Here is a 13,629-nt window from a genome sequence, read left to right as displayed (position 1 = left end):
TATCCCTTACACTATGTGTAAGGAATTTTCATTAAAATTATCTTGGGCTATTTTGGACACTAATGTGATTTATTTATCATTGAATTTTTATCAAAAACATGTTAATTTCAACATCTGAATTAAATTCAATTTTTGAAAATTCTGATGTAATAATTGCAGATACTCGCTCATTCAAAGAATACTCTGAAGGACATATTCCCGGAGCTGTTCATTTAGACTTGTTTGCATTTCATTGGATTGATACAACAAAAAATGGAATTAAGAATTTCAATGATCAAGCAAGAAAATTATTTTCATTTCTTGGTGTTACCCCAGAAAAAAAAGTCATCTTTTATGATTCTGTTTCTGGAATGCTTGCAGCAAGAGGTGTATGGATGTTGATGTATTTTTCACATCAAAATGTCTCTATGTTAAATGGGGGAATTACAAAATGGAAAAAAGAAAATCTCTCAATTGAAACAAAAGCAAATAATTTCAAACCAACAAAATTTTTAGGAAAAATCAATTCTAATATTATAACTGGATTTGAACATATTAGAGATAATTTAGATAATTTGAAAATTATTGATGCTCGTTCTACTGGTGAATATGATGGAAGTGTAGTGAGAGCTGCTCAAACTGGCCATATTCCTAATTCTATCAATATTGATTGGAATCAAAATCTCTCTGAAGATGGTACTTTCAAAAATGATGACGAATTATCCAAAATATATGATCTTCCAAAAGACTCTGAAACTGTTACTTATTGTCAAGGAGCATACAGAGCTGCCAATTCCTTTTTGGTTTTAAAAAAACTTGGATTTCAAAATGTTAAACTCTATTTGGGATCTTGGGGTGAATGGGGAAATGACATTACACTTCCTATAGAATGAATTAAAGTATGGTTTTGAAATTATTTTGAAATATGGATAGTTCCATCAAAGATGAAATTAAAAAAAAATATTCCAAGATAGTTGTTTCTGGAAATGATGATTGTTGTTGTATGCCTGGAGAATGTGATTCAGGAGATTCTCCCATAGATGCAACAAAACTAATTGGCTATGATCAAAAGGAACTTGAATCGATTCCTCAAGAAGCAATTTTGGGTGTTGGTTGCGGAGCACCAATTAACCACACTCAACTCAAAGAAGGTGAGACTGTAGTTGATTTGGGTTCTGGTGCTGGAATTGATATTTTTTTAGCTGCAAGGAAAGTTCTTGATTCTGGAAAAGCAATTGGAATTGATATGACTGATGATATGTTACAAAAAGCTCGTGAAAATGCAAAAAAAGGCAATTATCCAAATGTTGAATTTAAGAAAGGTGATATTGAAGAAAATATTCCATTAAATGATAATTCTGTTGATGCTGTTATTAGTAACTGTGTCATTAATTTAACTACAAACAAAACAAATGCATTCAAAGAAGTATTCCGAATTTTAAAAAATAATGGACGTATGGTTATTTCTGATCTAATTACTGATCAAGAATTATCTGTAGATCAGATTAATTCAGATAAATGGTGTGAGTGCATTGATGGTGCATTAACAAAAGAAAATTATCTTTCATGTATTAGAGGTGCTGGATTTGAAAAAATTGATATTTTAGAACAACGAGCATATATGGATGGAAAAAAAATTAACGGCAGAAAAATTTCAAGTTTAGTGATTAAAGCAATTAAATAATTTTAAAAAATTTATTTTTTCTTCCAAATGAATTGGTTGTAAATTAGTTCTGGTCTAATTTGTCTAAATGGTTGTGAACCACCATTGTACCATTTTGTAAAGAATTCATACAAGTGCAATCTGAGAGATTGGATGTATACAATTAATCCTTCAATCATCATAATTCCCAAGTTTCCTCCAATAATCATTGCCATTGCTGCACCTGATTCAGCACCGCCTAGAGAAACAAATGCGTTGTTAACTGTCATCAATAACGCAGCATGCACAAGTAACATAATTCCGAGTCTGGCATAACTGATTGTGTGAGCTAACGCTTCTACTGTTTTTCCTAGGAAAACTTCCATTACAACATTTGCTGCAGAACCTCCATCTTCAGGATGTTTCTTTGCATGCATAATTCCTCCAATCATCATCATTGTCATTGATACAAGTACGATAATTACTGCAATTCTTGAGACAATCCAAACTTGAGCCCAATCTCCTAAGAAAACTGTTACCCAAGGAACTGCTTCTGTATGCACTTTAGAATACATGTTCATCACATCATAGTTTGCACCAATTGCACACATCATAATTACTACAATTCCGCCGTATAGTGTGATGTTTGGAATTGCCTCCATGTACATTACAAATTTTTTACCTTCTTGAGCTAATCTCTTAACATGTAGAATCATTGCCCAAACTAAATGTACAATTCCGATGAATAATGATACTTTGAGAATATTGATTACTTGTTCAAATGTTAATTCTGCAACACTGATAATTCCTACAAGCCAGCTTATTGAATGCAAAGCTCCTCCTTCTTCTAATAATCCTTCTAATGGTCCCATATGATCTAGATGGAATCCAAACGCTTCACCCGCTCCGACACCCGCAATAGCTGCAGATGCTCCAGAGATTGCAATTAACATTCCCCATCTCGAAAGATTACCTTGTCCTTTGAATTTGAATAATAATCCCATTCCCATTAACAATAATCCGTGACCCACATCTGCAAACATTAATCCGTAGAAAATTGGCCACATCAAAGCAATCATAGGTGTTGGGTCAGCTTCTCCTTTTCTTGGAATTCCCTGACTTTCTGTAATTACTTCAAATGTTCTAACAAATTTCTTGTTATCAAATAGAGTTGGAACTTGTTCTTTTAATTTAGGATCTGTAATATCCTCAGATACAGACATCCATTGTTTTGTTGCATTCTTAAATTTCTCTTCCATCTTTACTGGAATGAATCCTTGAATTACTGCAAAGTTTTTGGTTCCACCTGGTTTTCTTAGTGTTTCAAGTACATCTTTTGCAACTTGGGCTTCTTCATGGATTGCTAAAATATCACGTCTAATCTTCTTTGTAATTTTTGCAACTTGTTTTGAGAGTGTTGATTGCTTTGCAGTCAATTCTTTAATTTTAGCCTCAGCCATTGAATATGCTTCAGATGGAACTTGAGGAATTCCTTCAGGAATGGAAAATGGATTTGCATTAAAACCTCTGAGTACTTTGAGTGCTTTATCAGAATCTTCTGTACTGGCAATTACTAGGATTGCAGATTTTTCTTTAAGTGCTAAATCATATTTGTAAAATGTAATGCCATCTAATGCTCTGCTAATTTCCTCATAATCTTTTGAATCAACAACAAATAGATTTGTGTAAAAATATTTCATTAATCCAAATCCTGAAAGATCAATGTTTAGCTTTTTTGCAACTTCTAATGTTTCTTTAAGTGATGTATATTCTTCAAGTGAGCGTTTTGTATCAGCTTGGTCTTCTAAAAGTTTGGCAGGTTCATCAATTATTGATGGTGTTCTTTGAATCAAATCTTTTACCATGTCTTCAATTTCACCAACTTCATAGTCTTTCTTTTTGATCATTGTTCCTTTGAACATAATCTCAAGAATTCCTACCATAGGTGGCACTCCTAGGCCTTTGATTACATCGTCAATGGATTGGTATGTTTTTTGGGCCTCTAACAACAAATCATCAATTTCAGGAGTTACTGTGTCGTTATCAGTATCAATTTTGTGAAACCATTCAAACTCAGTTAATCTAGAAATGGCTTTTGGCGACTCAGATCTGGGTAAAATTATACTTCCAAGTTTCAGATCAGCTATTGCCAAGTTAATCCTGTGAAAATTTCTTAGTTTTTAATATCTTTCTCAACGGAATTTTCTTTTCCAAACATTAAAATCTATTATGGGTAGACGCGTGATATTGGCAAATTCTTCTCTTGAAAAGACGATTGATAAGATTCTCGATCAGACTGAACAAGATGTATTGGCCAGCTTAGATGGTGCACTTAGCGATTCTCATCAAGCTCTTGATGATTCTGTGACTAAATTAGAAGATGAATATGACAAAATTGTTGCAGATGGACGAAAAGAGGCAGATAAACTAGAAAAACAAATCGTTGGAGGTTCTGACATTGAAGCAAGAAACAAACAACTTTTGGCTGTTGAAGACGCTGTTTCTAGAGTTTTCACAAAAGCAGTTGAAGAAATTTCAAATTCTGATCGCAGTGGCGACTATGCAAATCTCATTAAAACATTATTAGATGAATCTACCCAAGTTTTGGGAACATCTGAAGTTATAGTATTTACAAACTCTAAAGATCGAGATGTAGTTCAGTCAACATTGGCAAATTTTGCTGGCTCTGAATTATCATCTGAAACAATTGAATGCATTGGTGGTGTTAAAATTCAGTCCAAAGATGGAGCTATGAAATTCGATAACACAATTGACGCAAAGATAGATCGATTAAAGCCTTTAATTAGGAAAGAAATTGCATCAAAATTCGGGGTAAAAGAATAAGATGACAGCACAAGGCAGAATTGTATGGGTAAGCGGTCCAGCAGTTAGAGCTGATGGAATGGCTGATGCTAAAATGTATGAAACTGTCACAGTTGGAGATTCAAAATTAGTCGGTGAAGTAATTAGATTAACCGGAGATGTTGCATTTATTCAAGTTTATGAATCAACTAGTGGATTAAAACCAGGTGAACCAGTAATTGGAACTGGAAACCCACTTAGTGTATTATTAGGTCCAGGAATTATTGGACAACTTTATGACGGAATTCAAAGACCACTAAAAGAATTATCAAAAGCATCTGGATCATTCATTGGTAGAGGTATCACAACTACCCCTGTTGATATGGAGAAGACATACCACTTTGTTCCAGTTGCAAGCAATGGTGATGAAGTTTTACCAGGTAATGTTATTGGAACTGTTCAAGAAACTGATCTTATTGAACACTCTATTATGGTTCCACCAAACCATCCTGGCGGAAAAATTTCAAATCTTGTATCAGAAGGAGATTATAATTTAGAAACTGAATTAGCAACTGTCGAAAAAGATGGTGAAAATGTACCACTCAAAATGTATCATAAATGGCCTGTACGAAAACCACGTCCATATAACACAAGATATGATGCAACAGTTCCATTACTTACTGGACAACGTGTAATTGATACATTCTTCCCAATTGCAAAAGGAGGAACTGGTTCAATTCCTGGAGCATTTGGAACTGGAAAAACTGTTACATTACACCAAATTGCAAAATGGGCTAACTCACAAGTTGTTGTTTACATTGGTTGTGGAGAAAGAGGAAATGAAATGACTGAAGTATTAGTTGAATTCCCACATCTTAAAGATCCACGAAGTGGAAAACCTCTAATGGATAGAACTGTTCTTGTCGCAAATACTAGTAACATGCCAGTAGCAGCAAGAGAAGCAAGTATCTACACCGGAGTTACAATTGCAGAATATTATAGAGATATGGGTAAAGACGTCGTTCTTGTAGCAGATTCTACAAGTAGATGGGCTGAAGCATTAAGAGAAATGAGTGGTAGATTAGAAGAAATGCCAGCAGAAGAAGGTTATCCATCTTATCTCGCATCTAGATTAGCAGAATTTTATGAAAGAGCAGGTCGTGTAAGAGCAGCTGGAAGTCCAGACCGTGATGGTTCTGTAACTTTGATTGGTGCTGTTTCACCATCTGGTGGTGACTTTACAGAACCAGTTACAACACACACAATGAGATTTATCAAGACTTTCTGGGCATTAGATGCAAAACTTGCATACTCTAGACACTACCCATCAATTAATTGGATGAACAGTTATTCTGGTTATCTTGGTGATATTGCAAAATGGTGGGGTGAAAATATTAGTGAAGAATGGTTTGGAATTAGAAATGAAGCTTATGGAATTTTACAAAGAGAAGATACTCTAAAAGAAATTGTAAAACTCTTAGGTCCAGACGCATTACCTGATGAAGAAAAACTCATTTTGGAAATTGCAAGAATGGTAAAAATTGGTCTACTTCAACAAAACTCATTTGACGATGTTGATACATACTGTAGTCCAGAGAAACAATTCAAATTATTGAAATTAGTTGTTGATTTCTATAAACTAGGACAACAATCACTAAAGGAAGGAGCACCACTTGCTTCAATTCGTGAATTACCTGTTGTAACATCATTACTTAAAGCAAGAATGGATATCAAAGATGATGAGATGCCAAAACTTGATCAATTAGAAAGTGATATGAAAGAACAATTCAAAAATATTTCAGGAGTGAAAGTTACAAATTGACCACTGAAGGCGGAGTTCAATACAGCAAAATTGCTGAAATTAAAGGACCTCTCGTAGTTGTCGATGATGTTGAAAATGCAGCATTTGATGAACTTGTAGAAGTTGAAACTAAAGATGGCGAAAGAAGATTAGGTAAAGTTCTTGAAGTTGGAAATGGTAAAGCAATTGTCCAAGTCTTTGAAGGAACTACTGGATTATCTATTTCTGGAACAAATGCAAAATTTGTTGGCAAAGTTATGGAAATGCCAGTCTCTAAAGAAGTACTCGGTAGAGTCTTTGATGGATTAGGAAGACCAAAAGATGGATTGCCTGATCCAATTGCTGATCAATTTATTGATATTAACGGTGAACCAATGAATCCAGAACAACGTGAATATCCAAAAGATTTCATTCAAACTGGTGTATCTGTAATTGATGGATTAATTACCCTTGTAAGAGGACAAAAACTTCCAATCTTTTCAGGTTCTGGTATGTCTCACAACTTACTAGCAGCACAAATTGCAAGACAAGCATCAGTAGTTGGTACTGATGATGACTTTGCTGTAGTTTTTGCAGCAATTGGTGTGCAATACAGTGAAGCAGAATACTTTAGAAAAAGTCTTGAAGAATCTGGTGCGCTAAAAAGAAGTGTTCTATTTTTGAATACAGCAGATGATCCTGCAATTGAAAGAATTATCACACCTCGTGTAGCATTAACTGTTGCAGAGTATTTGGCATTTGAATTAGGAATGCACGTTCTTGTTATTCTTACAGATATGACAAACTATGCAGAAGCATTAAGAGAAATTAGTGCAGCAAGAGAGGAAGTTCCTGGAAGAAAAGGATATCCTGGTTATCTTTACACTGACCTTTCAACACTTTATGAAAGAGCAGGAAAACTAAACGGTAAGAAAGGAAGTGTTACACAAGTTCCAATTTTATCAATGCCATCTGATGATATTACTCACCCAATTCCAGATCTTACTGGTTACATTACAGAAGGTCAAATTGTAGTTGGTAGAGACTTGTTCAGACAAGGTGTATATCCACCAATCAACATTTTGATGAGTCTTAGTAGATTGATGAAAGACGGAATTGGTGAAGGAAGTACTAGAGATGATCACAGTGAAATTGCTAACCAAGTTTACGATGCTTATTCTAGAGCACAAGAAGTTAGAGCATTAGCAGGAATTGTAGGTAAAGCAGGATTAACTGAAATTGATTTGAAATACATGGATGTTGGTGATGTCTTTGAGAAAGAATTCCTTTCACAAGCAACTGATGAAAATAGAACAATTGAAGAAACACTTGCAATCTTGTGGAAGATTGTATCAAAACTTCCAAGAAATGAGATTACCAAGATTAAAGATAAATTCGTAGATCAGTATTATCAGGGCGAGTAACAAAATGTCATTTGGACAAAATGTTGCTGCCACAAAAATTGAACTTTTCAAATACAAAAAATCAAGTCAAGTTGCTGTAATGGTACAAGGTATTTTAGATGATAAACGTAAAGTCCTGTTAAAAAATATTGAAGAAATGATTGAAGAAGCTTCAAAAGCAAGAGGTGGAATTTGGGATCCATTACAAGATATTTACAAATCTGTTAATGAAGCATATTTAGCTCTAGGTACTAACACAGTTGATTCTGTTGCAGAATCTACCCCTCCTGTAATGGAAGTTGATGTTAATGTAAGAAGAGTTGTTGATGTAAAAATTCCTGCATTGTCAGTAACTGAAAAAGATACAAAATCAATGCCATATGGATTTGCTGATACCAATTCATCAATTGATAGAGGTGCAAAACAAATCAAAGAATTATTGCCAAAAATCTGTAAAGCAGCAGAATATGAAAATTCTATCTTTAGCCTTGCAAAAGCACTAGAAAAAACACAAAAGCTGCTAAATGCACTAGAAAATGTAATTATTCCTCAATATCAGCATAAAATTAGATTTATCCTTGCTACTCTTGAAGAAAGAGAAAGAGAAGAATTCGCAAAGTTAAAAAAAGTGAAGGCTAAGATGGAGAGTAGAGATAATGGCTAAAGAAGAAATTAAAAAATTAATTGAAGATTCAAAGAAAACAATAGATCAGGATAAAGATAATTTTTCAAAATCGATCAAAGACGATCTATCTAGTTTCAAAAAGAAAACACTATCCAAAATTTAATTCAAATTCTTATCATGATTTAAATAAGGAACTTATGGAGTGCAAAATACAATGAAAACTATTGTCTTGTTACTTTTGGCAGCAGCAGTAATCTCAGTATTTGGATCAACTGGTGTTGCATTTGCAGAAGACGGTGCATCCAGTGATGGATCATTGAAAATTCTCGGTGCAGGTTTAGCATTTGGTCTTGCAGCATTTGGTGCAGGTATCGGTTTAGGTCAAGTCGGTGCAGCAGGTCTTGCAGTAATCAGTGAAAATCCAGCATTGCAATCAAAAGTATTCATCTTCGTAGGTATGGTCGAATCAATCGCAATCTACGGTATAGTTATGATGTTTATCATCTTAGGACAATAGTCCTTACTACAAACTTTTCAATTTTTAATTTTATTTTTTAGTTATACTTTACTTTACTTACATCTAGTATTCTTGCACAATATCTGCATTTGAGAACCATTCCTTCTTTATCGATTACATCCATAATTGATTCGATATGTTCTGTACTGTTTGTAATGCAATCAGGATTAGTACAACGAAATATTTTATCAATTTCATTTGGAAGTGCAACTCGCCTTTTTTCAATCAACTTGTAATTTTTTATAATATTGATAGTTGCTTTAGAAGCAATTATTGCAATTTTGTTTGTATCATCATCTTTTAGAAACTTATTTTCAACTTTGATAATGTCCTTTTTCTTTGATTTTCCACTTGGTACATTCATGGCTAAAGTGATCAAACTACCATCTTGACCATCAATTCTTAAAGCATCGAGAACCTGTAGACCCTTTCCTTCATCAATATGATCAATAACTGTGCCTTCTTTGATTCGTCGAACCATTAGTTCAGACTGTTCCATCAGAATACTTTGTATAGTCACTTGTATATATTATTGAAAGAATGAATGAATTCTTCAATAAGGATATAATTTCAATTAAGGATTTTAGTAAGGATCAATTAGAAAAAATCTTTACATCAACTGATAAGATAATTCAATTAGATCCTTTTCAAAGACGGGAAATTTGTAAAGGGAAAACTTTGGGATATTTGTTTTATGAACCAAGTACTAGAACTCGTCTAAGCTTTGAATCTGCTATGGCATCAATTGGTGGTAGCTCATTAGGAATTTCAGACATTTCATCTTCATCAACTCAAAAAGGTGAGAGTCTTGCAGATACTGTAAAAATAATGTCGATATATTCAGATGCTCTTGTTTTAAGACATCCGTTGGATGGTTCAAGTAGATTTGCTTCAGAAATTTCAGACAAACCAGTAATCAATGCTGGTAGTGGAACTGAAGAACATCCTACTCAAGCAATACAAGATTTGTATACAATAAAAAAAGAAAAGAAAAAGATTGATGGATTAAAAATTGGTATTGTTGGAGATTTGAAATATGGAAGAACCGTATACTCTCTATTGTATGGTTTAGGAAACTATGATGTTGATGTTCGATTAATATCACCAGAATCTTTGAGAATAAGATCTGATTCTACTTATGACATTAAAAAAAATATTAACTTTACTGAATCAACTCAACTTGAGGATCATATTGATGAGTTGGATGTTTTGTATGTAACACGAATCCAAAAAGAGAGATTTCCAGATGAAGAAGAATATCTAAAAGTTAAGGGTAGTTATGTTGTTGGATTGGATTTAGTTAATCAGATGAAAGATGATTCAATTATTTTACACCCATTACCCAGAATTGATGAAATTTCTACTGAAGTTGACAACACAAAAAATGCTAAATATTTCAAACAAGCTGAATATGGAAAGTACACACGTGCAACACTGTTAGGTCTAACATTAAATGAAAATGGGTTTTAATTTTCCTAGTTTCCGTATTCCATATATTTAGAAACCATACAAGATGATTAAATGAACGAGACTAAAATTATTCCAATTTTCCCATTAGACTTAGTTTTATTTCCAAGACAAGAATTGCCTCTTAGAATTTTTGAGCCTAGATACAAACAACTTGTAGATGATTGTATGCTTGGAGATGGTCAGTTTGGTGTTTGTTTGATTGATGAACAAAATTCAGTTAATGGATGGAATTCACCAAAATTGGTTGGAACAATTGCTAAAATTAGTAAATGTGAGGATGTTGAACTTGATGGATTACAGCTTCATATTGAAACAATGGGCAGAAATTCATTTAGAATAAAAAGAATAATCCCACCAGCCATTTCACAACCTGATAATTATGATCCACTTTCAGTTGAAGGCCATGAAGAAATATCAAAAATTCATGAAAAAATTGGTACTGAAGAAAAAATGTACATCCAAGCTGAAGTAGAATTAATTCCTGAAATTGATGAAAATATTTCTCTAGTAAGATGGAATGGATTGGTTGAATTATGGAAAAAGAAAATCATACATCAAGCATTGCCACAAGTAGTTGAATCTCATGCTCTTGATCATGTTTTACAACAATACTATCTGACTAGTGACTCGCCAACAATTGATTATATCTATTCTCTAGCTGCACTTGGTGCAAAAGATCCTAATGATCTACAACCCCTTTTAGAAGCAACAACTATGGAAGATCTTATTGAAAAAACTAAGGAATTACTGACAGTAAAATAGGACAATAATTTGAGAATATTGATGTCTGCAAAGAATTTTTTGATTTTATCGATGATCTTTTGTTTACTTTTTCCAGCAAGTAGTGTTTATGGACATGGTTTGGGAATTGATACAATATCTTCGATAAATATTCAAGAAAAACAATTTTCTGTTTCAATTGAAATGCCTATGTATTTTGAAAATGAACAAGAGCAAATTACTATCACTGCAACAGATAATGAAACTGATGAAAATGTAAATAATGTAACCTATCTTATTGGCGTTTTTTATAAAGATGAAATGATTTTACGAAACTACTTTTTTGCTGAAAATGGAATTTTGCCAATAACTGTAAAACCCACAAATAATGAAGATATTACAATTGTGGGAGAAAAGGATTCTTTACTTGGAGCATGGCATGGAACTGAATCAAAACCCCTAGAAATCACAGGTCCTATTTTTAATTCAGGAGGATTGTATACTTTTGAAATTGAGATAAGAACAATTGATGAACCTACAAACATCATAGAAGATTCTGGTGTTTACACTGCTGATTTAACTATAGTTGAATCCAAATCTTTTCTACAAAAAGATCAAAATAATCAAGATGTAGAATTTGGTACTAAATCCTATTTTGATTCAATTTCTAATTTTCAATATGATTATGATGATAAAGAAGTAACTTTTGAAATGCCTTTTGATTGGAATGAAAGTCAAATGTCTCACGTTAATGTTATTCATGTTGAGACACAGTTTCCAAAAGATTTTGAAGAATTTTTGAGTCCTAGCTATACTGGTTATGTTAATGATATCAAATTATTCAAATCTTCAGTTACTGTTGATGATTATACCTATGATGATGATCGTACAGTTCACTTTGTTTTGTTGCAAGATCACCTTCGTCATTTGAAAAATGAAATGAGAAAATCTGAACAACCATTACCTGATAAAATTGAATTCAAACTAATTGCAAGTCAAGAAACTAAATTTCCATTGATTGCATATTCTGCAAGTGAAGAATTCAAAGTCAATTTGGCATGGGATCCTAAGGATATTGAGGTTGGGGTTCCAACAAATTTTGTTTTTACAATTAGAGATAGTTATACTGATTCACCAATGAGATTATCTGATTATACATTTGTAATAATTCAAAACAATGAAGAAATCCATAGAGTAAGTGATAACGCTGAAGTAGGTGGAGATTTTGAAAAATTTACATTTTCTGAAGGTCAGACAGGACCTACAATAGTTAAATTTGAAAATATTCGAAATACTGGACAAGAAACAGAATTTGCTTTTGTTGTTGTTGAGAAAACATTTGGAGAAAAGAAAGTTGAACAAGTTGTAGAAGAACCAGTTGCAGCACCTCAAGAATCCTCTGAAGAAGGCGGCGGTTGTCTAATTGCAACAGCAACTTATGGTTCAGAACTAGCACCACAAGTCCAAATGCTTAGAGAAATTCGTGACAACCAATTAATGAATACAGAATCTGGAAAATCTTTCATGAGCGGATTTAACGAATTGTATTACACATTCAGTCCAACAATTGCAGACATGGAACGACAAAGTCCAGTGTTCAAAGAAATTGTAAAAGCTGGCCTAACTCCAATGATTAGCACTTTGTCAATCATGGAAAACGCTGAAACTGAGTCAGAAGTTTTAGGACTTGGACTCTCAGTAATTGCATTGAATTTGGGAATGTACATCGGACTTCCAGCATTTGGAATTGTAAAAGCAATTCAGTTTAGAAAAAAACTGGTTCATGTATAGAAATTCTAGCGAAGTTTTTATGTATGCAAATAAGTAACTTGTTTAATGAAGACTAAAGTAATAAGCTCAATCTTTCTATTATTTACTATTGTGACAGGAACAATTGCCATGTCACCTGCAAGTTTTGCAGATTATCTTCATCCTATACACGCTGCATATGCTGATCATCATGAAGTTACAATTACTCCAGTATCTGGTTCAGGTTCTGGTCCAGGCTGTGAACTAACCGACGATGGTTGTTTCAGTCCAAATACTGTAACAGTTTATGTCGGTAGTCTCATAGTATTTTCAAATACTGATAATGTTAAACACACATTCACTTCAGGTTCACCATCAAATGATGTAATTGGAACTGAATTTAATTCAGGAATGTTAGAATCAGGTGCTTCTTTTGAATGGACTGCTGAAAATGTGGGAGAATTTCCTTATTTTGATATGATTCATCCTTGGATGCAAGGAACAATCATTGTACAAGAAGCAGGTGATAAAACACACTCTGAAATGGAAACTCACACTGAAGAAGTAATTGAAGAACCAGTTGTAGTTGAAGAAGTAATTGAAGAACCAGTTAAAGTAGAAGAAGTTATGAAAAATGTAGCAGTAGTTGAACAAGTTGTAGAAGAACCAGTTGCAGCACCTCAAGAATCCTCTGAAGAAGGCGGCGGTTGTCTAATTGCAACAGCAGCATATGGCTCAGAACTAGCACCACAAGTCCAAATGCTTAGAGAAATTCGTGATAATCAATTAATGAATACCGAATCAGGTTCAGCATTTATGAGCACATTTAACGAAGCATACTATTCATTCTCACCATACATTGCAGACATGGAAAGAGAGAATCCAGTGTTCAAAGAAATTGTAAAGGCTGGCTTGACTCCAATGATTAGCACTTTGTCAATC

The 13,629-nt window shown here is 33.5% G+C and carries 14 protein-coding genes; 12 read left to right on the top strand and 2 right to left on the bottom strand.

Annotation, left to right across the window (positions count from 1 at the left end; translation table 11 throughout):
• The first annotated feature begins 98 nt into the window (after nucleotides 1-98).
• Together AW732_RS05840 and arsM are read left to right on the top strand one after the other, a co-directional pair.
• On the top strand, nucleotides 99-872 hold the full coding sequence (locus AW732_RS05840; protein WP_067959891.1) for a sulfurtransferase: 774 nt from the start codon (nucleotides 99-101) through the stop codon (nucleotides 870-872).
• 32 nt (nucleotides 873-904) lie between these two features.
• Nucleotides 905-1,663, top strand: a complete 759-nt coding sequence (arsM, locus tag AW732_RS05835; RefSeq protein ID WP_067959888.1) for an arsenite methyltransferase — start codon at nucleotides 905-907, stop codon at nucleotides 1,661-1,663.
• An 11-nt stretch (nucleotides 1,664-1,674) separates the two neighbouring features.
• Here the strand turns inward: arsM and AW732_RS05830 are convergent, their stop codons facing one another.
• Nucleotides 1,675-3,774: a V-type ATPase 116kDa subunit family protein gene (locus tag AW732_RS05830; RefSeq protein WP_067959885.1), complete on the bottom strand. Its 2,100-nt coding sequence runs from the start codon at nucleotides 3,772-3,774 to the stop codon at nucleotides 1,675-1,677.
• Nucleotides 3,775-3,862: 88 nt separating this feature from the next.
• Here AW732_RS05830 and AW732_RS05825 point away from each other — a divergent pair, with 88 nt between their 5' ends.
• The 6 genes from AW732_RS05825 to AW732_RS05805 are packed head-to-tail and all read left to right on the top strand — an operon-like array spanning nucleotide 3,863 to nucleotide 8,748.
• Nucleotides 3,863-4,465 carry a V-type ATP synthase subunit E gene (locus AW732_RS05825; protein WP_253805585.1) on the top strand — a complete coding sequence of 201 codons (603 nt, stop codon included), beginning with the start codon at nucleotides 3,863-3,865 and terminating at the stop codon, nucleotides 4,463-4,465.
• Nucleotide 4,466: 1 nt separating this feature from the next.
• Nucleotides 4,467-6,245, top strand: coding sequence for a V-type ATP synthase subunit A (locus AW732_RS05820; RefSeq protein WP_067959878.1), 1,779 nt, complete (start codon nucleotides 4,467-4,469; stop codon nucleotides 6,243-6,245).
• Nucleotides 6,242-7,627: a V-type ATP synthase subunit B gene (locus tag AW732_RS05815; protein WP_067959876.1), complete on the top strand. Its 1,386-nt coding sequence runs from the start codon at nucleotides 6,242-6,244 to the stop codon at nucleotides 7,625-7,627. The genes AW732_RS05820 and AW732_RS05815 overlap by 4 nt, the downstream gene beginning before the upstream one ends.
• Nucleotides 7,628-7,631: 4 nt before the next feature.
• Nucleotides 7,632-8,270 carry a V-type ATP synthase subunit D gene (locus AW732_RS05810; RefSeq protein WP_067959874.1) on the top strand — a complete coding sequence of 213 codons (639 nt, stop codon included), beginning with the start codon at nucleotides 7,632-7,634 and terminating at the stop codon, nucleotides 8,268-8,270.
• On the top strand, nucleotides 8,263-8,394 hold the full coding sequence (locus AW732_RS09005; protein WP_256381647.1) for a hypothetical protein: 132 nt from the start codon (nucleotides 8,263-8,265) through the stop codon (nucleotides 8,392-8,394). The genes AW732_RS05810 and AW732_RS09005 overlap by 8 nt, the downstream gene beginning before the upstream one ends.
• Before the next feature lie 51 nt (nucleotides 8,395-8,445).
• Nucleotides 8,446-8,748 carry an ATP synthase subunit C gene (locus AW732_RS05805; RefSeq protein ID WP_172790407.1) on the top strand — a complete coding sequence of 101 codons (303 nt, stop codon included), beginning with the start codon at nucleotides 8,446-8,448 and terminating at the stop codon, nucleotides 8,746-8,748.
• Between the two features lie 37 nt (nucleotides 8,749-8,785).
• Here AW732_RS05805 and pyrI read toward each other — a convergent pair whose 3' ends face one another.
• A complete protein-coding gene (gene pyrI / locus AW732_RS05800; protein ID WP_067959872.1) occupies nucleotides 8,786-9,247 on the bottom strand; it encodes an aspartate carbamoyltransferase regulatory subunit in 462 nt (153 codons plus the stop codon).
• A 41-nt stretch (nucleotides 9,248-9,288) separates the two neighbouring features.
• On the opposite strand from pyrI, the gene pyrB reads away from it, so the two are divergent.
• From pyrB to AW732_RS08920, 4 genes are all read left to right on the top strand, one after another.
• A complete protein-coding gene (gene pyrB / locus AW732_RS05795) occupies nucleotides 9,289-10,218 on the top strand; it encodes an aspartate carbamoyltransferase (protein ID WP_067959869.1) in 930 nt (309 codons plus the stop codon).
• A 51-nt stretch (nucleotides 10,219-10,269) separates the two neighbouring features.
• Nucleotides 10,270-10,980 (top strand): LON peptidase substrate-binding domain-containing protein, encoded by a 711-nt coding sequence (locus tag AW732_RS05790; protein ID WP_067959866.1) that lies wholly within the window; start codon nucleotides 10,270-10,272, stop codon nucleotides 10,978-10,980.
• A 21-nt stretch (nucleotides 10,981-11,001) separates the two neighbouring features.
• The gene (locus tag AW732_RS08925) at nucleotides 11,002-12,729 is read left to right on the top strand and encodes a CFI-box-CTERM domain-containing protein (protein ID WP_253805578.1); all 1,728 of its coding nucleotides are present in this window, start codon (nucleotides 11,002-11,004) and stop codon (nucleotides 12,727-12,729) included.
• Between the two features lie 45 nt (nucleotides 12,730-12,774).
• A partial coding sequence (locus AW732_RS08920) for a CFI-box-CTERM domain-containing protein (protein WP_348625417.1) occupies nucleotides 12,775-13,629 on the top strand: 855 nt, incomplete at its 3' end.

It is taken from the genome of Nitrosopumilus sp. Nsub, from assembly GCF_001541925.1.
Classification (GTDB): Archaea; Thermoproteota; Nitrososphaeria; order Nitrososphaerales; family Nitrosopumilaceae; genus Nitrosopumilus.
This window is presented reverse-complemented; position numbering and strand designations above follow the sequence as displayed.

What these genes read in the sequence shown, in the direction of transcription:
- AW732_RS05805 (WP_172790407.1), top strand. Translation starts at nt 8,446, where the DNA reads ATGAAAACTATTGTCTTGTTACTTTTGGCAGCAGCAGTAATCTCAGTA.
- AW732_RS05790 (WP_067959866.1), top strand. Translation starts at nt 10,270, where the DNA reads ATGAACGAGACTAAAATTATTCCAATTTTCCCATTAGACTTAGTTTTA.
- AW732_RS05840 (WP_067959891.1), top strand. Translation starts at nt 99, where the DNA reads ATGTTAATTTCAACATCTGAATTAAATTCAATTTTTGAAAATTCTGAT.
- pyrI (WP_067959872.1), bottom strand. Translation starts at nt 9,247, where the DNA reads ATGGAACAGTCTGAACTAATGGTTCGACGAATCAAAGAAGGCACAGTT.
- AW732_RS05810 (WP_067959874.1), top strand. Translation starts at nt 7,632, where the DNA reads ATGTCATTTGGACAAAATGTTGCTGCCACAAAAATTGAACTTTTCAAA.
- arsM (WP_067959888.1), top strand. Translation starts at nt 905, where the DNA reads ATGGATAGTTCCATCAAAGATGAAATTAAAAAAAAATATTCCAAGATA.
- AW732_RS09005 (WP_256381647.1), top strand. Translation starts at nt 8,263, where the DNA reads ATGGCTAAAGAAGAAATTAAAAAATTAATTGAAGATTCAAAGAAAACA.
- AW732_RS08925 (WP_253805578.1), top strand. Translation starts at nt 11,002, where the DNA reads ATGTCTGCAAAGAATTTTTTGATTTTATCGATGATCTTTTGTTTACTT.
- pyrB (WP_067959869.1), top strand. Translation starts at nt 9,289, where the DNA reads ATGAATGAATTCTTCAATAAGGATATAATTTCAATTAAGGATTTTAGT.
- AW732_RS05820 (WP_067959878.1), top strand. Translation starts at nt 4,467, where the DNA reads ATGACAGCACAAGGCAGAATTGTATGGGTAAGCGGTCCAGCAGTTAGA.